This is a genomic window from Denitromonas ohlonensis (assembly GCF_007625205.1).
In the GTDB taxonomy this organism is placed as follows: domain Bacteria; phylum Pseudomonadota; class Gammaproteobacteria; order Burkholderiales; family Rhodocyclaceae; genus Nitrogeniibacter; species Nitrogeniibacter ohlonensis.
Map to the genome: position 1 here is coordinate 168,967 of NZ_VMNI01000002.1, position 24,414 is coordinate 193,380.

19 protein-coding genes and 3 tRNA genes are annotated in these 24,414 nt (G+C 63.1%); 3 read left to right on the forward strand and 19 right to left on the reverse strand.

All coding sequences use genetic code 11. The features are described from left to right. Positions 1-13 precede the first annotated feature (13 nt). The 14 genes from FHP89_RS01515 to FHP89_RS01580 all read right to left on the reverse strand — a co-directional run bounded on the left by FHP89_RS01515 (position 14) and on the right by FHP89_RS01580 (position 13,563). Positions 14-1,045 (reverse strand): sodium:calcium antiporter, encoded by a 1,032-nt coding sequence (locus tag FHP89_RS01515; protein ID WP_144176761.1) that lies wholly within the window; start codon positions 1,043-1,045, stop codon positions 14-16. Positions 1,046-1,333: 288 nt separating this feature from the next. Continuing rightward, positions 1,334-4,150, reverse strand: coding sequence for a formate dehydrogenase subunit alpha (fdhF, locus tag FHP89_RS01520; RefSeq protein ID WP_144176763.1), 2,817 nt, complete (start codon positions 4,148-4,150; stop codon positions 1,334-1,336). After that, positions 4,150-5,868 (reverse strand): NADH-ubiquinone oxidoreductase-F iron-sulfur binding region domain-containing protein, encoded by a 1,719-nt coding sequence (locus tag FHP89_RS01525; protein ID WP_144176765.1) that lies wholly within the window; start codon positions 5,866-5,868, stop codon positions 4,150-4,152. The genes fdhF and FHP89_RS01525 overlap by 1 nt, the downstream gene beginning before the upstream one ends. Before the next feature lie 291 nt (positions 5,869-6,159). After that, a tRNA-Arg gene (locus FHP89_RS01530) sits at positions 6,160-6,236 on the reverse strand. A gap of 88 nt (positions 6,237-6,324) precedes the next feature. Beyond that, positions 6,325-6,401, reverse strand: a tRNA-Arg gene (locus tag FHP89_RS01535). 55 nt (positions 6,402-6,456) lie between these two features. Next, positions 6,457-6,549: transfer RNA gene (locus FHP89_RS01540), tRNA-Ser, on the reverse strand. 471 nt (positions 6,550-7,020) lie between these two features. Next, positions 7,021-7,416 carry a CBS domain-containing protein gene (locus tag FHP89_RS01545; RefSeq protein WP_144176767.1) on the reverse strand — a complete coding sequence of 132 codons (396 nt, stop codon included), beginning with the start codon at positions 7,414-7,416 and terminating at the stop codon, positions 7,021-7,023. Positions 7,417-7,419: 3 nt separating this feature from the next. Next, the gene (gene nqrM / locus FHP89_RS01550; RefSeq protein ID WP_144176776.1) at positions 7,420-7,620 is read right to left on the reverse strand and encodes a (Na+)-NQR maturation NqrM; all 201 of its coding nucleotides are present in this window, start codon (positions 7,618-7,620) and stop codon (positions 7,420-7,422) included. Between the two features lie 30 nt (positions 7,621-7,650). Further along, positions 7,651-8,877 (reverse strand): NADH:ubiquinone reductase (Na(+)-transporting) subunit F, encoded by a 1,227-nt coding sequence (gene nqrF, locus FHP89_RS01555; protein WP_144176784.1) that lies wholly within the window; start codon positions 8,875-8,877, stop codon positions 7,651-7,653. A 15-nt stretch (positions 8,878-8,892) separates the two neighbouring features. Beyond that, positions 8,893-9,501 (reverse strand): NADH:ubiquinone reductase (Na(+)-transporting) subunit E, encoded by a 609-nt coding sequence (gene nqrE, locus FHP89_RS01560; RefSeq protein WP_144176791.1) that lies wholly within the window; start codon positions 9,499-9,501, stop codon positions 8,893-8,895. A gap of 1 nt (position 9,502) precedes the next feature. After that, the gene (locus FHP89_RS01565) at positions 9,503-10,171 is read right to left on the reverse strand and encodes an NADH:ubiquinone reductase (Na(+)-transporting) subunit D (protein WP_144176793.1); all 669 of its coding nucleotides are present in this window, start codon (positions 10,169-10,171) and stop codon (positions 9,503-9,505) included. Between the two features lie 2 nt (positions 10,172-10,173). Continuing rightward, entirely contained in the window at positions 10,174-10,959 is a 786-nt protein-coding gene (locus FHP89_RS01570) for a Na(+)-translocating NADH-quinone reductase subunit C (RefSeq protein WP_144176795.1), read from the reverse strand. Further along, positions 10,952-12,163: an NADH:ubiquinone reductase (Na(+)-transporting) subunit B gene (locus FHP89_RS01575; RefSeq protein WP_144176797.1), complete on the reverse strand. Its 1,212-nt coding sequence runs from the start codon at positions 12,161-12,163 to the stop codon at positions 10,952-10,954. Before FHP89_RS01575 ends, FHP89_RS01570 begins: the two co-directional genes overlap by 8 nt. Before the next feature lie 2 nt (positions 12,164-12,165). Beyond that, positions 12,166-13,563, reverse strand: coding sequence for a Na(+)-translocating NADH-quinone reductase subunit A (locus tag FHP89_RS01580; RefSeq protein WP_313792181.1), 1,398 nt, complete (start codon positions 13,561-13,563; stop codon positions 12,166-12,168). 599 nt (positions 13,564-14,162) lie between these two features. On the opposite strand from FHP89_RS01580, the gene FHP89_RS01585 reads away from it, so the two are divergent. Beyond that, complete coding sequence (locus tag FHP89_RS01585; RefSeq protein ID WP_144176805.1) at positions 14,163-14,462, forward strand: helix-turn-helix domain-containing protein; 300 nt, start codon at positions 14,163-14,165, stop codon at positions 14,460-14,462. Between the two features lie 18 nt (positions 14,463-14,480). On the opposite strand, the gene FHP89_RS01590 is transcribed toward FHP89_RS01585, so the two are convergent. Further along, a complete protein-coding gene (locus FHP89_RS01590; protein ID WP_144176814.1) occupies positions 14,481-15,320 on the reverse strand; it encodes a radical SAM protein in 840 nt (279 codons plus the stop codon). Between the two features lie 80 nt (positions 15,321-15,400). Here FHP89_RS01590 and queD point away from each other — a divergent pair, with 80 nt between their 5' ends. Together queD and FHP89_RS01600 are read left to right on the forward strand one after the other, a co-directional pair. Further along, positions 15,401-15,856: a 6-carboxytetrahydropterin synthase QueD gene (gene queD / locus FHP89_RS01595; protein ID WP_144176822.1), complete on the forward strand. Its 456-nt coding sequence runs from the start codon at positions 15,401-15,403 to the stop codon at positions 15,854-15,856. A 366-nt stretch (positions 15,857-16,222) separates the two neighbouring features. Further along, positions 16,223-19,549 carry a transglutaminase family protein gene (locus tag FHP89_RS01600; protein ID WP_144176831.1) on the forward strand — a complete coding sequence of 1,109 codons (3,327 nt, stop codon included), beginning with the start codon at positions 16,223-16,225 and terminating at the stop codon, positions 19,547-19,549. Positions 19,550-19,670: 121 nt separating this feature from the next. Here the strand turns inward: FHP89_RS01600 and FHP89_RS01605 are convergent, their stop codons facing one another. The 4 genes from FHP89_RS01605 to FHP89_RS01620 all read right to left on the reverse strand — a co-directional run bounded on the left by FHP89_RS01605 (position 19,671) and on the right by FHP89_RS01620 (position 24,414). Beyond that, positions 19,671-21,359 (reverse strand): AMP-binding protein, encoded by a 1,689-nt coding sequence (locus FHP89_RS01605; RefSeq protein WP_144176838.1) that lies wholly within the window; start codon positions 21,357-21,359, stop codon positions 19,671-19,673. A gap of 70 nt (positions 21,360-21,429) precedes the next feature. Beyond that, positions 21,430-22,932, reverse strand: coding sequence for an aldehyde dehydrogenase family protein (locus FHP89_RS01610; protein ID WP_144176840.1), 1,503 nt, complete (start codon positions 22,930-22,932; stop codon positions 21,430-21,432). Positions 22,933-22,968: 36 nt separating this feature from the next. Further along, positions 22,969-23,451 (reverse strand): tellurite resistance TerB family protein, encoded by a 483-nt coding sequence (locus FHP89_RS01615; protein WP_144176842.1) that lies wholly within the window; start codon positions 23,449-23,451, stop codon positions 22,969-22,971. 9 nt (positions 23,452-23,460) lie between these two features. Beyond that, positions 23,461-24,414: a WD40/YVTN/BNR-like repeat-containing protein gene (locus FHP89_RS01620; protein WP_144176844.1), complete on the reverse strand. Its 954-nt coding sequence runs from the start codon at positions 24,412-24,414 to the stop codon at positions 23,461-23,463.

Here is a 24,414-nt window from a genome sequence, read left to right on the forward strand (position 1 = left end):
GCCCCGACGACGCCTACATGCTGAACATGAACACCACGGTGGCGACATAGGCCACCAGCACGAACACGCTCTCGAAGCCGATGTTCGCCAGACCACGCTTCTCGCGATACAACAGGCCCATCAACAACACGCCGGCCTGCAGGATCGCCACGCTGACCAGAAAAACCTGTCGGTCGCTGACCGCATGCAAGATAGACCCGGAGCGGTAGAACAGGTCAGAGACGGCCACAAACAAGGTGTCGAAGACATTCCCGCCGATGATGTCCCCGACCGCCAGCGTGAGTGCCCCCTGTCGCACGGCGGCAATCGCCGTGACGAGCTCAGGCAAGGACGTGGTCACCGCGGTGAACACGCCACCGATCGCAGACTCGTTGATGCCGGTCTGTCGCCCAAGCGCGATGGCGCTGCCCGCCAGCGCCCAGCCCGCGGTGCCGACCAGGCCAGCGAGGAGCGCGAACTCGGCCCACAGGCGTGACATGCCGGCAAAGCGCAGGCGCCGCCCCGGCGTCTCGCAGCGCGTCTCCTCGGTCTGCTCGGGCAACCACATCGGCCGCTGGTGGGCCGAGGACACCAGCCGCAGCCCATAGACATAGGCCATCGGCAACAGCACCGATACCGGGTGCACACCCCATAGCGAGATCTCGGGCGTGGTCATCGCCACCAGGATCAGTGCAAGCAGGCTCACCAGCATTGCGGCCTGCATGATGTTGGCTGCCGAGGCGGCGGCATGTTCGAGGTTGGCGCGCGGATAGGCCAGATCGGCAATGGCCAGGAATGCCGTCTGCGCGGCGATGCCGCCGAGCGCATTGGCCACCGCCACCTCGGCGTGCCCGCCGGCAGCCGCGGTCATCGACGTGACCGAGCCGGGCAGCGACGTGGCGGCGCCGAGGAAGAGCGCTCCGGTCACGGCCTCGCCAAGACCGGTGCATCGGGCAATGCGCGCCGCCACATTCGCCAGCCGCCAGCCGCCGATGCCGATCAATACCCCCATGGCCAGAAACACCGCGACATTGATGGCGAGCGGCAGCGCATCGAAATCGATCATGGCTCTCCCTTTTGGCGGCCCGCGCCAGACCCGCGGGCAAGTCCATGCCGGACGCGGACCGGAGCGAGATCATCGTCTCTCAGTGGTCCATTAGTCATTGGTGGCCGGTCGCAGTTCAACGCCGCCACCGGGGGCCCGCGAGCGGTCTGCCTCGTCGACCAAGCACTCGACAGCACCGCCCCGCGACTGGCGCACAAGACCGTCGCCCATGCTATCCACGTCCGGCAGTACAAGACGGCAAACGGCCACAATCCGTCCGATGCGCGGGTCTGCAATGCGCGCGACGGGTCAGTCCGGCGCGGGCGGGGGCGGCACGCTCAGGCGACAGGCGGCGTATTTGAATTCGGGAATCTTGCCAAAGGGGTCGAGCGCCGGGTTGGTCAGTACATTGGCCGCGGCCTCGCTGTAGCAGAACGGCACAAACACCATCCCGTCAGGTAGCGCCGTATCCATCCGCGTGGCCAGCGAAATATGGCCTCGGCGCGTGGTGATGGTCAGCATCTCGCCTTCGCGCAAGCCCAGCCGCTGTAGTTCGCCTGGCGCGAGCATGGCCACGGCCGAAGGCTCCAGTGCATCGAGCACGCTTGAGCGGCGCGTCATCGAGCCGGTATGCCAGTGCTCGAGCTGGCGTCCGGTGGTGAGTATCGTGGGGTAGCCATCATCCACCGGTTCATCGGGCGGCAGCGGCGCGGCCAGAGAGAAGCGGGCGCGGCCGCTGGCGGTCGGAAAACGGTCACCAAACACGACGTCCAGCCCCGGCGCGTCATCGGCCGGGCATGGGTAGGTTACCGAGCCCTCACGCTCGAGCCGGTCCCAGTCAATATGCGAGAGCGAGCGCATGCCGCGCTGCATTTCGGCAAACACCTCGCGCGGGTGGGTGTAGCGCCAATCCAGTCCGAAGCGACGCGCAATCTCCTGGGTGATCCACCAGTCGGCTTTTGCCTCGCCGGGCAGCGGCACGGCGGCGCGGCCCATCTGCACCTGGCGGTTGGTGTTGGTGACCGTGCCGTCCTTTTCGGACCAGGCCGAGGCCGGCAGGATCACGTCAGCAAACTGTGCGGTTTCGGTGACGAAGATGTCCTGCACCACGAGGTGTTCGAGCGTGGCGAGCGCGGCGCGCGCGTGATCGAGATCGGGGTCAGACATGGCCGGGTTTTCGCCCATGATGTACATGCCGCGGATGGTGCCGGCGAGAATCGCGTCCATGATCTCGACCACCGTCAGACCAGGCTTGTCGGCCAGCGGGGTGTTCCACAGTTCTTCGAATGCGGCGCGCAATTGCGCGTCGCCGACGCGCTGGTAGTCAGGCAGCATCATCGGGATCAGGCCCGCGTCGGAGGCGCCCTGCACGTTGTTCTGACCACGCAGCGGGTGCAGGCCGGTGCCCGGCTTGCCGACCTGCCCGCAGGCCAGCGCCAGCGAAATCAGGCAGCGCACATTGTCGGTGCCGTGGGTGTGTTGCGACACGCCCATGCCCCAGAAGATCATCGCCCGTTCGGCCGTGGCGTACAGGCGGGCGATCTCGCGAATCTCGTCGGGTGCGACACCACAGGCGGCGGACATGGCCTCGGGCGTCATCGGCGCGACATGCGCCTTGAGCGCTTCGAAGCCTTCGGTGTGCTGGGCGATGTAGTCGGTGTCGACCAACTGTTCGGCGACGATCACATTGAGCATCGCGTTGAGCAAGGAGACATCCGAGCCGAGCGTGAAGCGCACCGCGCGATGGGCGTAGCCGCCGAGCGTCTGGCCGCGCGGGTTGAGACTGATGATCTTGGTGCCGCGCTTGGCAGCTTGCTTGAAATAAGTGGCGGCGACGGGGTGGTTAGCCTCGGGGTTGCAGCCGATCAGCACCACCACATCGGCCTCAAGCGCCTGCATGAAGGACGCGGTGACCGCGCCCGAGCCAATGCATTCGATCAGCGCCGCGACGGAACTGGCATGACACAGGCGCGTGCAGTGGTCGACATGATTTGAGCCAAAGCCGGTGCGCACCAGCTTCTGGAACAGCCACGCCTCTTCATTGGAGCACTTGGCGCTGCCAAAGCCGGCCAGTGCATCCGGACCGTGCGCATCGCGCAGCGCGATCAGGCCGTTGGCGGCGACATCGAGCGCTTCGTTCCAGCTGGCTTCCCGAAAATGGGTGAGCGGATTGGCCGGGTCGAAGTCCGGGTCCATGCCCTTGGCAACGCCCGCGCGGCGGATCAACGGGCGTGTGAGCCGCGCGCGGTGATTCGGGTAGTCGAAGCCGAAACGCCCCTTCACGCACAAGCGCCCGGCGTTGGCCGGGCCGTTGCGGCCTTCGACAAACAGAATCCGCTCATTCTTGACGTGGTATGTCAGCTGACAGCCGACCCCGCAATACGGGCACACCGAGTCCACCTGCCGATCCGCCGAGGCCGAGTCGCCGCGCCCCTCGGCGTCGATCAGCGTGGCCGGCATCAGGGCGCCCGTCGGGCAAGCCTGCACGCACTCACCGCAGGCCACGCAAGTGCTGACGCCCATGGCGTCGTCAAAATCGAACACCACCTTGGACGCCGCACCGCGATAGGCCAGGCCGATCACGTCATTGACCTGCACTTCGCGGCAGGCACGCACGCACAGATTGCAATCGATGCAGGCGTCCAGATTGACGCGCATGGCGGCATGGGTGGCGTCTTGCCGCGCGGCGTCGGGGGCACGCTGTGGCAAACGGGCGCGCACCGAGGCGGCGTCCATGTCGAGCTGATCGACCGTCTTCCAGAAATGACTGGCGCGATCGGGGCTGTGCTCACGGTCGGGCTGATCGGCCAGCAGCAACGCCATCACCCCCTCGCGCGACACCTGGGCGCGGGACGAGGTGGCACTTTTCACCACCATGCCGGGCCTGGCTTCGCGGATGCAGCTGGCCGCCAGCGTGCGCTCGCCCTCGATCTCCACCATGCAGGCGCGGCAATTGCCGTCGGCACGATAACCCGGCGCGTCCTTGAAGCACAGGTGCGGAATGCGCTCGCCGGCGCGTTTGGCGACTTGCCACAAGGTCTCACCGGGTGAGGCCTCGATCATCACGCCGTCGAGGCTCAGTTCAAAGGCAGCGGACGCCGTATCGTCTTGTGTAGGCTGGCGCATCAGGCGTCTCCCCCGTCGCGGATCTGCACACCTTGCCGCGCCAGGTCCACCGGAAAATACCTCAGCAAGCTGAGGACCGGGTTAGGCGCCGCCTGTCCGAGGCCACAGATGGATGAATCCTGCATCACCTGAGCGAGCCGGCGCAGCACCGCTGCATCCCAGGCCTCAGCTTCCAGCAAGGCCAGCATCTTCTCAGTGCCCACCCGGCAGGGCGTGCACTGGCCACAGGACTCATCCGCAAAAAAGGCCATCAGGTTTTTAGCCACGGCACGCAGATCATCCTGATCCGACACCACGATGACCGCCGCCGAGCCAATGAAACAGCCGTGCGGCTGCAAGGTATCAAAGTCCAACGGGAGATCGGCTTTCGACGCGGGCAAAATACCGCCCGACGCGCCCCCGGGCAGATAGGCCAGCAAGCTGTGCCCGTCGGCCATGCCACCGCAGTATTCATTCACCAGCTCGTTCAGAGAGATACCCGCCGGCGCCAGATGCACCCCCGGCTGCTTGACCCGACCCGACACCGAAAAACTGCGCAGGCCTTGCCTACCACGCCGCCCCTGGCTGGCAAACCACGTCGCGCCCTTTGCATGCAGCGCCGGAATCCAGAAGACCGTCTCGACGTTGTTCACCAGCGTCGGCCGACCAAACAAACCGATCTGTGCCACAAAGGGCGGGCGGTGCCGCGGCTTACCGGGTTTGCCTTCCAGCGACTCGATCAGCGCCGACTCTTCACCGCATATGTAGGCACCCGCGCCGCGCCGCAGCACGATGAAGCCCGGCGCCACCAAGCCAGCGCCTTCCAGCTCGGCAATCGCCTCGCGCAACACGCCGCGCAGGCCCGGATACTCGTCACGCAAGTAGATATAGAGCGCGCAGGCTTCAATCGCCGTCGCGCTGATCAACGCACCTTCGAGAAACTGATGGGGCGCCTGTTCGAGGTGATAACGATCCTTGAACGTGCCCGGCTCGCCTTCATCGGCATTGATGACCATGTAGCGCGGCGCCGGCTCGGCGCGGACGAACTGCCATTTTTTGCCGGTCGGGAAACCCGCGCCGCCCAAACCACGCAGGCCCGCACGCTCAAGCAGATCGCTGAGCGCATCGACCGACACCTCACCCGCACGGAGCGCGGCCAGCAGCGCATAGCCCCCCTCCGCCTGATAGTCCGCCAGACGCGGCCAGACAATGGGCTCAGGGTGGAGCTCACCCGAGTCGAGCAGCGCCTGAACCGCCGCGACACTGGCCTGGCCAAGGTGCCGGTGCCCCACCTCAAGCACCGGCGCCACGTCACAACGTCCCATGCAGGGCGCACGAATCACCCGAACGTCGGCCGCATCCAGGCCGCTCGACAGCGCGCTGTGCAGCGCCTGCGCGCCGGCAAGCTGACATGACAGCGAGTCGCACACGCGCACCGTCTGCGCCGGCGGCGGCGCATCATCCTCACGAATCAGATCGAAATGCGCGTAGAAGCTCGCGGTTTCGTACACCGCGGCCATGGGCAGGTTCATCCACTCGGCCAGCGCACGCAGATGCGCCATCGAGATATGCCCGAAGTGGTCTTGCAGGCAATGCAGATGCTCGATGAGCTGATCGCGGCTGCGCGAGCGCTGGCCAAGCAGCGCCTCGACGGCAGCGAGCGCCTGGGGCGCCACCGCGCGACCGCGCGGGCCTGTACGTGACTTGCGCCGCAGTGGGGCGGCAGTCGGTTGCGTCATGAGATCGGTTTCCGCTTTGGTTGTGCCCTGGGTGCCACTCGGCTGACGTGGCGATACACCCCAGCTCGCGTCAGACGCGTTCCGACGATCCTAATCGCTCAGTCAGCCAACGTACACACCCGGCAGAATGGATCGCCCGTGCAAGCACACCCAGCGACGGCATCCGTCTTTTAACGGGCACCCGGCGGCTACCGCGACTAAAGCGCGCGCGCGAAAAATCGAAAGGAAACGTAGGAATACGGACCACAGAAACAATAAAGGGCATCTCTAGGAGATGCCCTTTATTAAAACTGGCGCGCTCGGCAGGATTCGAACCCACGACCCCCTGGTTCGTAGCCAGGTACTCTATCCAACTGAGCTACGAGCGCGTTGCCGGTTTCAGGTGATGACCTTCATTCCGGACTAAAAAAGCCGCGCTGGACGCGGCCTTTTCGCTTTTTTATTACTTGTTCGATGTGGCGCGCTCGGCAGGATTCGAACCCACGACCCCCTGGTTCGTAGCCAGGTACTCTATCCAACTGAGCTACGAGCGCAACCGCGAAGCCAGCGATTATACGATGAAGAATAAACGCCGTAAAGCACTGTGAGTGGCGGAGACGGAGGGATTCGAACCCTCGATACCGCTTTTGACGGTATGCTCCCTTAGCAGGGGAGTGCCTTCGACCTCTCGGCCACGTCTCCTCACCACAGGGCCGCGATAATATCGGTTTCAGGCCCTGCGGTCAAACCGCTTTTGCTGCAATTGCGTTACTGCGAAATCGCTTGCATTGTGCGTGCGCGACCAGCGGGCGAGACTTCTCGCCAATTCCCACCGAGATCCCGATTCAGGCGGTCGAAATCATCGCGCCATCCCCGCTCGACTCACGCTTCAGAGGGGTCATTCGGAGGGGCTGCGCCGCAGCAAGCGGCACGCCGGCGCAGTGACGACCTGCCTCACCAGAAGGTCAGCGCGTTCGTCGCGACAAGCCAGCCAAGCGCACGGGCCATGGCGGCCATATCGAGCCGGAACCGCAGCTGGCACCGCCGCCACCGGATGAGCAATGAAAAACTCGCCCAAGACTGCGAATGGCCTTTAAGCGGACCACACAGGCGGCGGGCGAGTATCAGGAAAACACCCTTCCGGGCGTACGCCCGGAAGGGATCAAGCGAGGCCTACCAAAGCCGCTCAAGCGCGGCCAAGGTGTTGTGACGCGACAATTGCCCAACCAGACGACCATCATCCATCACCGGATAGCAGCGATGGGCTTTGGACACAAACATCTCGGCGGCATCGGTCAAAGTGGACTCGACGTCGATGGTGATCGCCGGTGACGACATGAACTGACTTACCTGACCGCCAAACTCCTCGTAATAGGTCGCGTTGAGCGCGGCCTTGAGGCAGTCCTTTTCAGACAGAAAACCCACCACTTTGCCCGCCTCATCAACCACTGGCGCACCACTCAGGTGATGGGTCAGCAATTGATGAACGGCCTTCAGCACTTCCATCTGGGGTGAAAACGACAGCGGATCCCGCGTCATGTAATCTTTGACTTTCAACGAACGCAGCATGCTTTATTCCTTTCCTTCCGCCTGCGCTTTCATGCGAGCGCGTCGCTTCGGACAGGGTTTCGCACAGCCGGCCTCACATTCGAGTCCCACCGCACCCATCCCGCCACAACTTCCACCAATCGGCTTGCGACCGGCGATGACACCGATCGCCATCGCCAGCACCACAAAGAGAATGACCGCAAAGGTCACAACGAAAATACTCATCTCGCGCTCCTCGTCCGTCTGCCGCCTCGATCAACCACCGAAGTCGTCGAGCATGATGTTTTCGCGCTCGACACCGAGATCGACCAGCATATTGATCACCGCCGAGTTCATCATCGGGGGTCCGCACATGTAGAACTCGCAGTCTTCCGGCGCCGGGTGATCCTTGAGATAGTTCTCGTAGAGCACGTTATGGATGAAGCCGGTGTAGCCCGTCCAGTTGTCTTCGGGTAGCGGATCGGAGAGCGCCAGATGCCAGGTGAAGTTCGGGTTCTCTTCCTGCAGCTTGTTGAACTCATCGACATAGAAGGTCTCGCGCAGGGAGCGCGCGCCGTACCAGAAGGTGATCTTGCGCGTGCTCTTGAGACGCTTGAGCTGGTCGAAGATATGCGAGCGCATCGGCGCCATGCCGGCACCACCACCCACAAACACCATCTCATTGTCGGTCTCGCGGGCGAAGAACTCACCGAACGGGCCGTACACGGTGACCTTGTCGCCCGGCTTCAAGCCGAACACCCACGACGACATCTGCCCCGGCGGAATGTCATCACGATTCGGCGGCGGCGAGGCCACACGAATGTTGAACTTCACCACGCCCTCTTCTTCCGGATAGTTGGCCATCGAGTAGGCGCGAATGACGGTTTCGTCCACCTTGGAGACAAAGCGCCACAGGTTGAACTTGTCCCAATCGCCGTGGAAGCGCTCTTCGATGTCGAAATCCTTGTAATTCACGACGTGCGGCGGGCATTCGAGTTGCACATAGCCGCCAGCGCGAAAGTCGACACTCTCGCCGTCCGGCAGGCGCAGCGTGAGTTCCTTGATGAAGGTCGCCACGTTGGGATTGGACTCGACGGTGCACTCCCATTTCTTGACGCCGAAGACCTCTTCCGGCACTTCGACCTTCATATCCTGCTTGACCGGGGTCTGGCAGGACAGGCGCCAGCCTTCGCCACGCTGACGCTTGGTGAAGTGCGACTCTTCGGTGGGCAGCATTTCGCCGCCGCCCTCTTCGACGATGCACTTGCATTGCGCGCAGGTGCCACCGCCGCCACAGGCGGACGACAGGAAAATGTTGTGATTGGCAAGGGTTTGCAGCAGCTTGCCGCCCGCCGGCACCGTCAGTTTGTGCTCACCGTTGATATCGATCGTGACATCACCGCTTGAGACCAGCCGTGCGCGCGCCATCAGAATGAAGACGACGAGGGCCAGCACGATCGCGGTGAACATCCCGATTGCGAGGATGATTTCCAGATTGTTCATTGGGTCTGTCCGTCCTTACAGCTGAACACCGGAGAAAGACATGAAGCCAAGCGACATCAGCCCGATGGTGATGAAAGTAATGCCCAGGCCTTGCAGGCCCTCGGGCACATCGCTGTACTTGAGCTTCTCGCGAATACCTGCCAGCAGCGCAATGGCCAGCGCCCAGGAGAACCCGGAGCCGAGGCCATACACAACGCTTTCGGACATGTTGTAGTCGCGCTCGACCATGAACAGCGTACCGCCGAGGATGGCGCAGTTCACGGTGATCAGCGGCAGGAACACGCCCAGCGCGTTGTACAGGCTGGGGACGTATTTATCGAGCAGCATCTCCAGAATCTGCACGATCGCGGCGATCACGCCGATGTAAGACAGCAGGCCGAGATAGGACAGATCGACGTCAGGGAAGCCGGCCCAGCCCAGCGCGCCTTCGCGCAACAGCAGATTGAAGATCAGGTAGTTGGCCGGCACGGTGATGGTCTGCACCACAACCACCGCCACACCCAGACCGATCGCGGTTTCAACCTTCTTCGAGATGGCAATGAAGGTGCACATCCCGAGGAAGAAGGCCAGTGCCATGTTCTCAATGAACACCGCCCGAACAAACAGACTGATGAGATGCTCCATATCAATGCACCTCCTGATTGGCGACTTGGGGCGCCAGCGTGAATGCCGGCGCTTCGACTTGATTCTTCTTCCAGGTGCGCAAGCCCCAGATGATCAGACCGATCAGGAAGAAGGCTGAGGGCGGCAGCAGCAGCAGGCCGTTGGGCACATACCAGCCGCCATCTTTGGCCAGCGCCAGCACTTCGAAGCCCAGCAGCTTGCCGGCGCCGAAGAGTTCGCGGATCACGCCGAGCACGATCAGCATCACGCTATAGCCGAGGCCGTTGCCGATGCCGTCCATGAAGGACAGCAGCGGCGGGTTCTGCATGGCAAAGGCTTCGGCGCGGCCCATCACGATACAGTTGGTGATGATCAGGCCGACGAACACCGACAACTGCTTGGCCAGCCCGAAGGCGTAGGCACGCAGGATCTGGTCAACCACGATCACCAGCGAGGCGATGATCACCATCTGCACGATCATGCGGATCGAGCTGGGGATCTGCTTGCGGATCATCGAGATGAACAGGTTCGAGAACGCCGTTACCAGCGTGAGCGCAATCGACATGACCAATGCGGTCTTGAGGTTCGACGTCACCGCCAGCGCCGAACAGATACCGAGGATCTGCAGGCCGATCGGGTTGTTGTTGAAAATCGGGTTGAGCAGTACTTCCTTGATGGTTTGCTTCGCCATGATCAGACCCCCTCTGCGCGCAGTTTTGCCAGATACGGGCCAAAGCCCTGCTCACCCAGCCAGAATTGCAGCAAACGATCGACACCATTGCTGGTCAGCGTGGCACCGGCCAGCGCATCAACCTGATGCACGGCCGATGCACTGGCAGGATCGACGCCGCCCTTGACGATGCGAATGACCGGCTTGCCGGCGTCGTCAAAGAGCTGCTTGCCCGGCCAGATGCCCTTCCACTTCGGGTTGTCGACTTCGCCACCGAGGCCCGGTGTTTCGGCATGCTGATAAAAACCGAGGCCAACGACGGTGTTCAGGTCGGCCTTGACGGCGATGAAGCCGTGCAGCGTCGACCACAAGCCATAGCCGCGAATCGGCAGGATCAGTGATTCGAGCCTGCCGTCCTGCTCGACGGTATAAACGGTCGTGTACCGCTCGCGCCGTTTGATCAGGGCAATATCTTCGTTGCCCGCCAGTTCGGCGGACAGCTTCGGATCGCGCGCCGCCTTGAGCGGATCGAAGGTCGTGGGGTCGAATTGATCGACATAGTCGCCGGAGTTCAGATCCACCACTTTGGCGGAAATCCGCTCACCGAACAGCTTTTTCACCTCGGCGCCACTGAGCTTGGCCTCACCCAGGCCGGCAATGGCCAGAATGCTGCGCTGCTTGTCGAGTTGGCGATTCTCAACCTGGATCGGCTTGAGCGATACCGCTGCGCCGGCCACGAAGATTGAGCTCACCAGACTGACCGCCAACGCGACCATCAGCGTGCGGGAGGTCGTTTCCTTATTAGACATTACGGGCCAGCCTCCGCTTGATGTTTGCCTGCACCACAAAATGGTCGATCAGCGGCGCACACAGGTTGCCGAACAGGATGGCCAGCATCATGCCCTCGGGGAAGGCCGGGTTGACCACGCGGATCATCACCGCCATGCCACCAATGATGGCGCCGAAGATCCACTTGCCGGTATTGGTCATGGATGCCGACACCGGGTCGGTGGCCATGAACATCATGCCAAAGGCAAAACCGCCAAGCACCAGATGCCAGTACCACGGCATCGCGAGCATCGGGTTGGTATCGGAACCGATAGCGTTGAACAGCAGGCTGATCACGATCATGCCCAGCATGACGCCCGCCACGATTCGCCAGGCGGCGATCCGCATGATCAGCAACGCGATGCCGCCGATCAAAATGGCCAGCGTGCTGGTTTCACCGATCGAGCCTTGCATGAGGCCCAGGAAGGCGTCGGTCCAGGTCAGACCGGCCATCACGATCGCATCCACACCGCCGGCCGCACCATTGGCCAGCGCCGTTGCGCTGGTATAGCCGTCAACCGAGGTCCACACCGCATCGCCGGACAATTGCGCCGGGTAGGCAAAGAACAAGAACGCCCGCCCCGCCAGCGCCGGGTTGAGGAAGTTCTTGCCCGTGCCACCAAACACTTCCTTGCCGATCACCACGCCGAAGCTGATACCCAGCGCCACCTGCCACAAGGGAATTGACGGCGGCAGCGTCAGCGCGAACAGCACGCCGGTCACAAAGAAGCCTTCGTTCACCTCGTGGCGACGAATCGTGGCGAACAACACCTCCCAGAATCCACCGACCACGAAGGTCACCAGATAAATGGGCAGAAAGTAGGCCGCACCGTGAATGAAGTTGTCCCAGACGCTGCCGGGATCGAAACCCGCCATCGACTGAATCAGCCCGATGCGCCAGCCCTCCTGGAGGGCCATCAGCTCAGCATTTGCAGCCAGTGCCGTGTTGGCTTGATAGCCGACGTTCCACATGCCGAAGAACATGGCCGGAAAGGTACACAACCAGACCGTGATCATCATCCGCTTGAGGTCTAGGCCATCGCGGACATGTGATGTCGTTCGGGTCACGCTGCCGGGGCGGTAGAAGAAGGTATCGGCCGCTTCAAACAATGCGTACCACTTCTCGTACCTGCCACCCTTTTCGAAATGATGCTCGATCGAATCGAGGTATTGACGAAGCCCCATAATCAGCCTTCCTTCTCGATGCGGGCCAGGATATCCCTCAGGATAGGACCGTATTCATATTTACCGGCACAGACATACGTGCACAGCGCCAGATCGTCTTCGTCCAGTTCCAGCGCACCGAGCTTCTGCGCCATTTCGGTATCGCCGACCACCAGATAACGCAGCAGCTGCGTTGGCAGGATGTCCAGCGGCATGACCAGCTCGTAGTTGCCCACCGGCACCATGGCCCGCGGGCTCCCGTTGGTGGTGGTGGTCATATCCAGGCGTTTTTCGCCCAGCAGCCTGGAGATGAAGATATTGAGTACCGAGTGCTTGTTCACGCCCGCACGCATGAAGTGCATGAACTCGCGGTCATTGCCTTCTTTCAGGCAAGACACCTGCTGGTGGTATGGCCCGAGATAGGCCAGCGCTTCGCGCCCGGTACGCCCGCCGAACACCGAGCCGGAGATCAGACGGTTCTTTCCCGCGTTCAACTGCCCTTCGGTCAGTTCGACCAAACTGGCACCAACACGGGTGCGCACCAGACGCGGCTGCTTGACCACGGGCCCTGCCAGCGACACCACCCGGCTCACATCAAGCTGACCGGTCGTAAACAGCTTGCCGATCGCGATCACGTCCTGCGCACCGACGTACCATGCTGTGCGGCTTTCGCTCACCGGCGACAGGAAGTGAATATGCGTCCCCGGCAAACCGGCCGGATGCGGGCCTTCAAAATCGGCGCGCGCAATCTGCGCAGCGCCATCGGGCAGTGCAATCTTCGCACCCGGCGCAGCGCATACCCAGACCTTGCCCTCGGTCAGACGAGAGAGCACTTTCAAGCCGTTCTGGAAATCATCCGGGTGCTGAGCAATCAGCAGGGACACATCCGCCGCCAGCGGATGGGTGTCCATCGCCGTGACAAGGATGGCGCTGGGTCGCGTCTGAGGATCGGGCACCTTACTGAACGGGCGGGTTCGCAAGCTGGTCCACAGACCTGACGCGCAGAGTTGTTCCACCGCGCGGTCCGTATCCAGCGTCGCGAGACTTGCTGCGTCATGAGTATCGAATGTAACGGCTTCCTCGACCTCATCCACCCGGATCACGATCGACAACAAGGCGCGGCGTGCGCCTCGATGAATGGCGACGATTTCGCCCGCCCCCGGGGCGGTGTAACAGACGCCGGGTAGTTTCTTGTGCTCGAACAACGCTTGACCGCGCTTGACGCGATCTCCCTCGGCAACCCGCATGGTCGCTTTCAGGTCGTTGTAGTCAACACCAACGACCGCGACATGCTGTACCGGTGCCGCATCATGGATGCGCTGCTCCGGCACCCCGCTGATGGGTAGATCCAAGCCTTTCTGTAGCCTGAAATGCATGAAAACGTGCCTATCAATAGAGAGTGAGCAACAGAGCCACGCCATCCCGTCATGGGACATCGCAACCCCAGAGCAAAACGCCACGATGTTACCGATTGAAACGCTCTGCTTCCAGTCTTATAGAAAAACATTGCTGAATCGACCGTTCGGTCGATATTTTATGGCGAGCGATCTTTTCATTTTTTGATCAATGACAAGGCATCTCACCTAATGGGATAGGCACGAAATCACGCACCGATCCACGATGCATCGGGCATCACCGACGCGCATGCGTGTGATTTATTCCACGCCGCCGATTTCGCCGACGAACGGCAAAATCAGAATGCCATCCGAAATTCACGCCCCCCCCGGCACGCCCAATCCGCATCGCCAGGCCTCCCAAAAAAACCTGACAGCCAGCAACCACGCCGGTTTCGCCCGTTCCGGGTAGCAACAATCTCAAGGGCAACCCATACCCACGACCACACAAACCCTCGATAGATATTCAAAAGAACTACGCACAAAGTCGAAAATAATGCTTGTGTGGTTTCCAGAGAGTTTTCTATACTCCAACCATCGTATGACCAAAGTAGTAACGTGAACTCTTGTTCAAGAACTTGGTCATACCCCTACAAAATACGCAATATTGATGGAGAGCAAAGATCATGAAAGCCAACGACAAGATTGACGTCCGCGAAGTACGTCGCAAGCTCGGTCTCAACCAGTCCCAGTTCTGGTCGCGCATTGGCGTCACCCAGAGCGGTGGCTCGCGCTATGAAAGCGGCCGTAACATCCCCCGCCCGGTTCAAGCGCTGCTGCGTCTGGTCCACATCGAACAGGTCGACATCGAGAAGGTGCGACGTGACGACATGGAAATGGCCGACTACCTGAAAAAATCCAACCCCGAGCTGTACAAGACGCTCAAGAAAGAAGCCCGCGCGGCACGCAAACCAAAGAAGGCGTGACCGGCCTTACGCCGGACATCAAGGGCTGACGCGAACCGTCAGCCCTTTTTCTTTGATGCGCTCGGCAATCAGCATCAGGCCCGCTTCATCCAGCGCGCTCACCCGCACGGCCTCCGGCTGCATCGACGCGCGCACCACGCCATAGAGAAGAACACCTTCGAGCGCATCCAGCCCGGCCACCTCAAGCGTATTCAGATAGCCTGCCAGCGCCGCCTCACTGGGCACCTCGCCATCCCAGGCAAACATGCAGGTCTGCACCCAGGTCGGACACAATTCGGCAGACTTTGCCAGCGCACGCGAGACCGACGCCGGGTCCAGATCCACGCCGTTGATACGCGCAATATCCTCACGACGCCCGCCGTCGACCTTGAACCACACCTCACCACCGCCCGCCGCCAACCGGCGCAACCCGTCCTGCACCGCGCGTCGCCTGACCAAAGAGCCGTTGGTGATGAGCCGCACGGGCACCGCCGTCAATCCTGCCGCATCGCGTATCGCCAGCACGTCACTGACGATGTCGGCGAAGTCGCCCGCGCTGGTGGGCTCGCCGTTGCCCGAAAATGCGATGTCCTTGATCGTTCGCAAGCCCTCCGGCACATGCTGCTGCATGTAGTCACCTTCGACCAAAGCGGTCAGAAAACCCGACAACTCCTGGCGCAACTGCGCACGGTCGATCACCGGCGCGGCCCCGCGCACGAGGTTTGGCACCTGGCAATACACACAATGCCAATTGCACGCGTTGTTCGGATTCAGGTTGATGCCAACCGACACGCCGCCCGCGCGACGTGACAACACCGGATAGACATAGGTCATACCCGCAAAATCGCGGCTGTGATCTGAGACGTTCAAAAGCGTCATGACGGTGGTCCTTGCCTGCTGAAAAGCGCGATGGGGAGCCTCAATGATATAGAATTGCGCCCCTGACCAAGGGGAAACGCATGCGCATCACTCGCCGACTTGAGTTCGACGCCGGCCACCGAATTCCTGACCACGCCAGCCAGTGCAAACACCTGCACGGGCATCGTTACGTCATCGAGATCACCCTCACCGGCGACATCATCCAGGCCGATGGCAACCCCGCCAACGGCATGGTGATGGACTTCGGCGACATCAAACGCATCGCAAAAACGCATCTGGTCGATCAGTGGGACCATGCTTTCCTGGCCTACCGTGGCGACGCGCCCATCGTCGACTTCCTCGCCAGTCTGCCCGATCACAAGACCGTATTGCTGGACGCCGTTCCGACCGCCGAGAACCTCGTCGTCATTGCCTTCCGTATTCTTGACGCGCAGTACAAGGACAGCTTCGGCAACCACCTCCGCCTCGAGCGCGTGCGCCTATACGAAACCCCCAACTGTTGGGCCGACGCCACGCGCGACATGGTTCAGGCCTAGTCGCTACCGCGTCTGCCTGACCTCAAAATGCACCACAACGGTGCGCCACTAACATCTCACGCCACGCCAGCGGGCGGAATCTGCGCCGTCCGCCGTGTTTAACCCGGAATACGCTTGGCACGAAGTGTGCACACACTGCACCGTAGCCACTCGAACAAAGCGCGTGTCACGCATGCATCCATCGCACCCCGCAGCCGACCCCGCGCCCTGGCATCCGTTTCCACCCCGGTACAGCACGTCCGCGCGACCACATACCGACATGCAGAAATCCTTGTTATGCTGGTTTGCAAAGCACTCAGGTGATTCCCGCGCACCTGCACTGCCTGCCGTGGCGATTCTCGATTTTCCGTCTACAGGAGTTTGCCTGTGTCGATTCACGTTGCCCTGAACCATGTGACCGAGTACCACTATGACCGCCCGGTCGAGCTCGGTCCGCAAGTCATTCGCCTGCGCCCCTGCGCTCACTCGCGTACGCCGATTCACGCCTATAGCCTGAAAGTCACGCCCGACAACTACTTCATCAACTGGCAGCAAGACCCGCAAGCCAACTGGCTGGCCCGGCTGGTCTTCCCCGAGCCGACCACGAGCTTTCGCGTTGAGGTCGATCTGGTCGCCGAAATGTCGGTCATCAACCCCTTCGACTTCTTCCTTGAGCCCCACGCGGAGGAGATCCCGTTCAAGTACGAGCCGTGGCAACGCCATGAGCTCGCGCCCTATCTGTACTGCCTGGACCTGAACAAAGACAACGCGCCCTTGTTCGCCCAGTACGTCGCCGACGTCGATCTCACCCCCCTGCGCAGTGTCGACTTTCTCGTCGCCATCAACACGCGCATCCAGAACGACATCGACTACACGATTCGCATGGAGCCTGGCGTCCAGACGCCGGAAGAAACCCTCGAGAAGCGACTCGGCTCCTGCCGCGACTCGGCCTGGTTGCTGGTGCAGGTGTTGCGCCACCTCGGTCTGGCCGCCCGTTTTGTCTCAGGCTATCTGATTCAGCTCACGCCCGACGTCAAAAGCCTGGACGGCCCGCAAGGCACCGAAGTCGACTTCACCGACCTGCACGCATGGTGCGAGGTTTACCTCCCCGGCGCGGGCTGGATCGGCCTCGACCCGACCTCGGGCCTGTTCGCCGGCGAGGGGCACATTCCCCTGTCCTGCACGCCCGAGCCCTCCTCAGCTGCGCCCATCACCGGCGCCGTCACCAAGAGCGAGGTTGAATTCTCCCACTCGATGGAAGTCACCCGGGTACACGAAGCGCCGCGCGTCACCAAGCCCTACACCGACGAACAGTGGTCAGCCATCGAATCGCTCGGCCACCGCATCGACGAAGCCCTGGTCGCGCAGGATGTCCGCCTGACCATGGGTGGCGAGCCCACCTTTGTATCCATCGACGACCCCGATGGCGACGAATGGAACACCGCCGCGCTCGGGCCCACCAAGCGCCTGCTGGCGGCCGAAGTGTTCCAGCACATGCGTGAAAAATACGCCCCCAAGGGCCTGACCCACTTTGGCCAGGGCAAGTGGTACCCCGGCGAGCAACTGCCACGCTGGAGCCTGAACTGCTACTGGCGCGAAGACGGCGAGCCCTTGTGGCACAACCCGGCCCTGCTCGCCGATGAAAAGAAAGACTACGGCGTCACCACCAAAACGACCGAGCAATTCCTGCGCAAGGTCGCTGAAAACCTGGGGCTCGCGCCAAAGCATGTCTTCCCGGTCTTTGAGGATGTCTACTATTACCTGTGGCGCGAGCGCACGCTGCCAGTCAACGTCGACCCCTTCGATGCACGCCTCAAAGATCCATTGGAGCGAGAGCGCCTCCGCAAGGTCTTCGACAAAGGCCTCGACGCCGCCGTCGGCCATGTGCTGCCGATCGACAAGGACGCGACCGAACACTGGAAGAGCAGCGACTGGTACATGCGCACCGGCCGCTGCCACCTGGTGCCCGGCGACTCGCCCATCGGCTATCGCCTGCCGATCGACTCGCAGCCCTGGATCAAGGAAAGCGATTACCCGCACGTCCTGCCGCCCGACCCGATGCAGCCCGTCGCGCCACTGCCGGCGCGCGCGCACATCGCCGCGCAACTGAGTCGCCGACGCCAGGCCGCCTCCGCCGCTGCCAGTGCACCGGCCGCGCAGACGCAGACCAGGGTCGCACCCGCGCACGGCGAATCGGCCGACGAAATCAGCCGTCTGGCCATGTGCGCCGAGCCGCGCGACGGCCGACTGTATATCTTCATGCCGCCGACCCGCAGCCTTGAGGACTACGTCGAACTGCTGGTTGCCATTGAAGACGCCGCCGACGCCATGTCGCTGCCGGTCATTCTCGAGGGCTACGAGCCGCCGAAAGATCCGCGCGTCACGGTGTTCCGCGTCACCCCCGACCCCGGCGTCATCGAAGTCAACGTGCACCCGGCCAAATCCTGGGACGAGCTGGTCGATCGCAGCGTGCACCTCTATGAAGCCGCCCGCATCAGCCGCCTCAGCACCGAAAAGTTCATGGTCGACGGCCGCCACACCGGCACCGGCGGAGGCAATCACTTTGTGCTCGGCGGCGCCACACCGGCCGACTCGCCCTTCCTGCGCCGCCCCGACCTGCTCGCCAGTCTGATCGCCTATTGGCACAACCACCCGAGCCTGTCCTATCTGTTCTCCGGCCTGTTCATCGGCCCGAGCAGCCAGGCGCCGCGGGTGGATGAGGCGCGCAACGACAGCCTCTACGAACTCGAACTGGCCTTCAAGCAGATGCCTGACGCCGGCAAGGAATCCCTGCCCTGGCAGGTGGACCGACTGCTGCGCAACCTGCTGATCGACGTCACCGGCAACACCCACCGGGCCGAGTTCTGCATCGACAAGCTCTACTCACCCGACGGCGCCACCGGCCGCCTCGGCCTGCTCGAGTTGCGCGCTTTCGAAATGCCGCCGCACGCGCAGATGAGTCTCGCCCAGCAATTGCTGCTGCGCGCCCTGGTCGCCCGTTTCTGGAAAACGCCTTACCAGCCGGATCGCCTCGCCCGCTGGGGCACCGAGCTGCACGACCGCTTCATGCTCCCGCACTTCATCGCGCAAGACTTGAAGGACGTGATCGAAGAGACCCGCGATGCCGGCTTCCCGCTCGAATTCGAGTGGTTCGCCCCGCACCTCGAGTTCCGCTTCCCGCGTCACGGCGATGTCACCGTGCGCGGCATGACCCTCGAAGTGCGCCACGCCCTCGAACCCTGGCACGTGATGGGTGAAGAAGGCGCGGCCGGCGGCGCGGTGCGCTATGTGGACTCCTCGGTCGAACGCCTGCAGGTCAAGCTCACCGGCATGGCGCCGGATCGCTACCGCCTCACCTGCAACGGCGAAACCGTGCCGCTGCAAAACACCGGCACCGTCGGCGAATACGTGGCTGGCGTTCGCTACCGTGCGTGGCAGCCGCCATGGTGCCTGCACCCGCTGATTCCGGTGCATGCGCCGCTGGTGTTCGACCTGGTCGACACCTGGACGCAACGCTCGCTCGGTGGCTGCCAGTACCATGTGGCGCACCCGGGCGGTCGCAGCTTCGACACCTTCCCGGTCAACGCGTTTGAGGCCGAAAGCCGCCGGCTGGCGCGCTTCTTCGCCTTTGGTCACACCCCCGGCAAGATCACCCCGGCGCCGGTGAACACCAATCCGGAGTTCCCCTTCACCCTCGATTTGCGCCGCAGCTAGCGCATAAAAAAACCGGACTGCGCTTTCTCAAGCCAGTCCGGGTGCGAACAGGCGCCCGAGGGCGCCAGCGAGGGAGGATCCTCAGGGCCTGCTCACTTCATTGGTGAGCAGGCCTTTTTCTTCAAGCGGTCGCAGCGTCGTTCAGCCCCAGCTCCTGCTTCATGCGTTCGCGGATCTGGAACTTCTGAATCTTGCCGGTCACCGTCATCGGGAAGCTGTCGGTAAAGCGGATGTAGGCCGGGATCTTGTAGTGCGCGATCTGCCCCTGGCAGAAGCGGCGCACCTCGTCTTCGGTCATCGACTCGCCTTCGCGCAGGATGATCCAGGCGCACAGGGCTTCGCCGTATTTCTGGTCGGGCACGCCGACCACCTGCACGTCGACGATCTTGGGGTGGCGATAGAGGAATTCCTCGATCTCGCGCGGGTAGATGTTCTCGCCGCCGCGAATCACCATGTCCTTGATCCGCCCGACGATATTGCAGTAGCCCTCATCATCGATGGTGGCGATGTCACCGGTGTGCATCCAGCCGGCCGCGTCGATGGCCTCGCGGGTCTTGGCCTCGTCGCCCCAGTAGCCGAGCATCACCGAGTAGCCACGGGTGCACAACTCGCCGGGGGTGCCGCGCGGCACGATGCGCCCGTCGGTGTCGACGATCTTCACTTCGCAATGCGGCTGAACCCGCCCCACGGTCGACACGCGCCGATCGAGCGGATCATCCCGGCCACTCTGAAAGCTCACCGGCGAGGTCTCGGTCATGCCGTAGGCGATGGTCACCTCGCCCATATTCATCTTGTCGACCACGCGCTTCATCACCTCGGTCGGGCACGGGCTACCGGCCATGATGCCGGTGCGCAGCGTCGACACATCGAACTCACCGAAACGCGGGTGATCGAGCACGGCGATGAACATGGTCGGCACGCCGTACATGGCGGTGCAGTGCTCTTCGGCCAGGGTTTCGAGCGCGGCCAGCGGCTCGAAGGCTTCGGACGGATACACCATGGTCGCGCCATGCGTGAGGCAGCCGAGGTTGCCCATCACCATGCCGAAGCAGTGATAGAGCGGCACCGGAATGCACAGCCGGTCGGCCTCACTCAGGCCGATCGCTTCGGCCACGAAGAATCCGTTGTTCAGAATATTGTGGTGCGAGAGCGTGGCGCCCTTGGGGTTGCCGGTGGTACCGGAGGTGAACTGGATGTTGATCGGATCGTCGAATTGCAGGGTCTCGCCCAGGGCTTCCAGCGCCTGCAATTCGGGCAGACTGGGCGCACTCAGCAGCGTGTCGAAATTCAACATGCCGTGGCTTTGCACCTCGCCCATACGAATCACCGTCTCCAGCGCCGGCAAGCGCTCGCTGCGCAGCGCGCCGGGCGTGCAGGTCGCCAACTCGGGCGCCAGATCGGTGAGCATCTCGAGATAGTCGCTGCTCTTAAACGCGGGCGAGAGAATCAGCGCGCGGCAGCCGACCTTGTTGAGCGCGTACTCCAGCTCGGCGCGGCGGTAGGCCGGGTTGATGTTGACCAACACCAGACCCGCCTTGGCGGTGGCGAACTGGGTCAGCGTCCATTCCAGATTGTTCTGCGACCAGATGCCGATGCGCTCACCGGGTTTGAGGCCGAGCCGGATCAGCGAACAGGCCAGGGCATCGACCTTGAGTTTGAGTTCGGTATAGCTCAAGCGCACGTTCTGATGGCGCACCACCAGTGCGTCATGCGCGGCGTAGCGCGCGCAGGCCGCGTCAAAATATCGCCCGATGGTCTCGCCGATCAGGGGCTGGGCAGCGGCCCCGTGAACATAGCTGGCGTGTGTCATGTGTTCTCCGTGAATAAAGCGCGATCCGCCGCAAAGCTTCTACTGTAGCGGCGGATCGCGGGGCGTGCGCTCAGAGCATCATCACCACGGACTTGCTCTCGGTGTACAGATCAAGCACCGCGCGCCCCATCTCCCGCCCGATGCCGGACTGCTTGTAGCCACCGAAGGGCATGGCGCTGTCGAGCATGTTGTGGCAGTTGACCCACACCGTGCCGGCCTTGATCTTGGGGATCAGGCGATGCACCCGGCCGAGGTCGTTCGACCAGATCGAGGCGGCCAGCCCGTAAGGCGTGTCGTTGGCCCGGCGGGCGACCTCATCGAGATCGTCATAGGGCAAGGCCACCACCACCGGTCCGAAGATCTCCTCGCGCACCACTTTCATGTCGTCGCGCACATCGACCAGCACGGTCGGTTTCACGAAATAGCCCTGGCGCGCATCGCGCTCGCCGCCAACGGCCGCACGGGCGCCCTCTTCAAAACCGCTGTTGATATAGCCCATCACGCGCTGCTGCTGCACGGCCGACACCAGCGGACCGATCTGCGTGGCCGGGTCGATGCCCGGCCCCATTTGCATGGCCGCGGCAATCTCGCTCAGCCCCTCGACCACCTGCTCAAAGCGGCTTTTGTGAATGAACAGGCGCGAACCGGCGGTGCACACCTGGCCCTGGTTGAAGAAGATCGCCTGCGCGGCGCCGGCCGCCGCAATTGCCGGGTCGGCATCGTCGAGCACGATCACCGGGCTCTTGCCGCCCAACTCCAGCGAGAAGCGCGTCATGTTCTTGATCGCGGCCTGCCCCACCAGCTTGCCGACTTCGGTCGAACCGGTGAAAGCCACCTTCTCGATACCGGGGTGCGAGGCCAGCGCCGCGCCGGCGGTGTGGCCGAGACCGGTGACCACGTTCAGCACACCCGGCGGGTAACCGGCTTCGAGCGCCAGCTCGGCAAAACGCAGGGCCGACAGCGGTGTTTCTTCCGCCGGTTTGAGCACCATGGTGCAGCCCGTGGCCAGCGCGGGGCCGACCTTCCAGGCCGCCATCAGCAGCGGGAAGTTCCACGGAATGATCGCGCCGACCACGCCGACCGCTTCGCGCCGGGTAAAGCCGAAGAATTCGCGGTCGCGCACCAGCGGCACCGACACGTCCATGGTGCTGCCTTCAATCTTGGTGGCCCAGCCGGCCATGTAGCGCAGGAAGTCGATCGCCAGCGCGACGTCGACATGGCGTGCCATGGTCACCGGCTTGCCGTTGTCCAGCGCTTCGATTTCCGCCAGCTCCTGGGCGTTGACCTCCAGCAGATCGGCCAGCTTGAGCAGCAGGCGCTCACGGTCGACCGGGCGCATCTTCGACCACTCGCCCTGTTCAAACGCATGGCGGGCCGCGGCGACCGCACGGTCCACATCGGCGGCATCAGCGGCCGGCACGCGGCAAAAGGCCTCGCCGCTGGCCGGATCGGTCACCGACAAGGTCTCACCGCTCAGGGCATCGACCCAGTTGGCACCAATCAGCATGCGACCGGCGCGGGCCAGAAAGGCGCGTGTTCCGTCGCCCATGGGAAAGTCGGGGTAAAGCTGCATCGTGCTGTCTCCTTGCGTGTTGTTTTGGAAAACCATTTACTGCCCGCCCTCGCGCAGCGGCATCAAGCCGGCGCGAGACACGGCTTCGATCCGGGCCGTCTCGGCGACGTCCGCCGGCAAGCGGAGTTGCTTGGCCAGGCGTTCGATCAGACGGTCTTCCAGCTTGAGCAGGCGGCCGTCGGCATAGGCCACCTCCCACAGCATGGTGAGAATCTCGCGCTGCTCACCTGGGGTGAAGCCACGCCGCACCGCCTGCACAAACTCCCAGTCGTCGAGCACTTCGGCGTAACGCTGTTCGGCCACGGCAATCAGCTCGGCCACCCGCGCCTCGCGCAAGCCGAAGTGCCTGCGCAGCAAGCGCGCGATGGCTTCGGCCTCCATGGGGCTGGCGTTCTGATCAACATGCATGGCCTCGATCAGCAGCGCGGCGACGGCGATGATGCGGCGCTCGAAGGGACCGTGCTCCGAGCCTTCGGCTTCGAGATCGCCTTTGAGCAGTTGAATGAATCGTTTCAGCATGGGCGCACCTCAGGGCTTGTTCACAAGGGGCGGAAGCACGCCGGACTGACCGGCGACGAACACCGTGCCATCGGCGGCCACGGCGATCGCGGCGAGGTTCTGCCGGTCGTCGCGAACACTCACCGCCAGGCGAGTGCTCCCTGGCGACAGATGGGCCATCACCCCGCCGCTGCCCACCAGCACCAACTCGCCATCGGGGGTTTCAATCGCATCGGCCAGCGCCTGGCTCAACTCGCCCGGCACGCTGGTCCAGTTCGCGCCATCGTCACGACTGAGCAGCACCCGACCGCTCATGCCGTAGAGCATCAGGCTGCCATCGCGGCGCTGCAGGCCGCCCCACAGCGATCCGCTGGCGCCGGTGTCGAGCAAGGTCCAGTGCGCACCACCATCGGTGGAGCGGAAGGCCGCGCCCATCTCGGCGGCGATGAACAAGTCGCCATGCCGGCCGACAAACAGCTTGTTCAAATGCATGTCGGCGGTATCGCCCTCGCCCACGCTCAGGCGGGTCCAGGTGGCGCCGCCGTCATGGGTGACCAGCGCCGTGCCGTAGCCGCCGACGACAAAGCCGGTCGCCGCGTTCAGGAATCGCACCGACAGCAGCACCGGATCGCCGCCCACGCGATACGCGAGGCGCCAGTTTTCGCCACCGTCGATGGTGCTGAGAATCACCCCGCCGTGACCGACCGCCCAGCCATGCGTGGCATTGATGAAACTGACGCCGGTGAGCAGGCTGGACACCGGCACCGAGTGCGCCTGTTTCCAGTGCTGACCGTTGTCGCGCGAGAGCACCACGGTGCCGTAGTCGCCCACCGCCACCAACCGGTCGCCCGCGCGGGCCATGGCGGTGAGCGGCACCTGCGCCGCCAGCCGGGCCGACATCGCCGGCGTGACCGGCTCGGTCGCCGCTTGCGCGGCTGTGCCACCCAGCGTCAGCGCCACCATCAAGAGCGTGAAGAATCGCAT

Bases quoted from the DNA above. Each gene is read 5' to 3' on its own strand.
- nqrE (WP_144176791.1), bottom strand. From the start codon at position 9,501: ATGGAGCATCTCATCAGTCTGTTTGTTCGGGCGGTGTTCATTGAGAAC.
- FHP89_RS01580 (WP_313792181.1), bottom strand. From the start codon at position 13,563: ATGGCGTGGCTCTGTTGCTCACTCTCTATTGATAGGCACGTTTTCATG.
- FHP89_RS01610 (WP_144176840.1), bottom strand. From the start codon at position 22,932: ATGCAGCTTTACCCCGACTTTCCCATGGGCGACGGAACACGCGCCTTT.
- FHP89_RS01590 (WP_144176814.1), bottom strand. From the start codon at position 15,320: ATGACGCTTTTGAACGTCTCAGATCACAGCCGCGATTTTGCGGGTATG.
- FHP89_RS01570 (WP_144176795.1), bottom strand. From the start codon at position 10,959: ATGTCTAATAAGGAAACGACCTCCCGCACGCTGATGGTCGCGTTGGCG.
- fdhF (WP_144176763.1), bottom strand. From the start codon at position 4,150: ATGCGCCAGCCTACACAAGACGATACGGCGTCCGCTGCCTTTGAACTG.
- FHP89_RS01585 (WP_144176805.1), top strand. From the start codon at position 14,163: ATGAAAGCCAACGACAAGATTGACGTCCGCGAAGTACGTCGCAAGCTC.
- queD (WP_144176822.1), top strand. From the start codon at position 15,401: ATGCGCATCACTCGCCGACTTGAGTTCGACGCCGGCCACCGAATTCCT.
- nqrM (WP_144176776.1), bottom strand. From the start codon at position 7,620: ATGAGTATTTTCGTTGTGACCTTTGCGGTCATTCTCTTTGTGGTGCTG.
- FHP89_RS01615 (WP_144176842.1), bottom strand. From the start codon at position 23,451: ATGCTGAAACGATTCATTCAACTGCTCAAAGGCGATCTCGAAGCCGAA.
- nqrF (WP_144176784.1), bottom strand. From the start codon at position 8,877: ATGAACAATCTGGAAATCATCCTCGCAATCGGGATGTTCACCGCGATC.
- FHP89_RS01545 (WP_144176767.1), bottom strand. From the start codon at position 7,416: ATGCTGCGTTCGTTGAAAGTCAAAGATTACATGACGCGGGATCCGCTG.
- FHP89_RS01525 (WP_144176765.1), bottom strand. From the start codon at position 5,868: ATGACGCAACCGACTGCCGCCCCACTGCGGCGCAAGTCACGTACAGGC.
- FHP89_RS01605 (WP_144176838.1), bottom strand. From the start codon at position 21,359: ATGACACACGCCAGCTATGTTCACGGGGCCGCTGCCCAGCCCCTGATC.
- FHP89_RS01565 (WP_144176793.1), bottom strand. From the start codon at position 10,171: ATGGCGAAGCAAACCATCAAGGAAGTACTGCTCAACCCGATTTTCAAC.
- FHP89_RS01575 (WP_144176797.1), bottom strand. From the start codon at position 12,163: ATGGGGCTTCGTCAATACCTCGATTCGATCGAGCATCATTTCGAAAAG.
- FHP89_RS01620 (WP_144176844.1), bottom strand. From the start codon at position 24,414: ATGCGATTCTTCACGCTCTTGATGGTGGCGCTGACGCTGGGTGGCACA.
- FHP89_RS01515 (WP_144176761.1), bottom strand. From the start codon at position 1,045: ATGATCGATTTCGATGCGCTGCCGCTCGCCATCAATGTCGCGGTGTTT.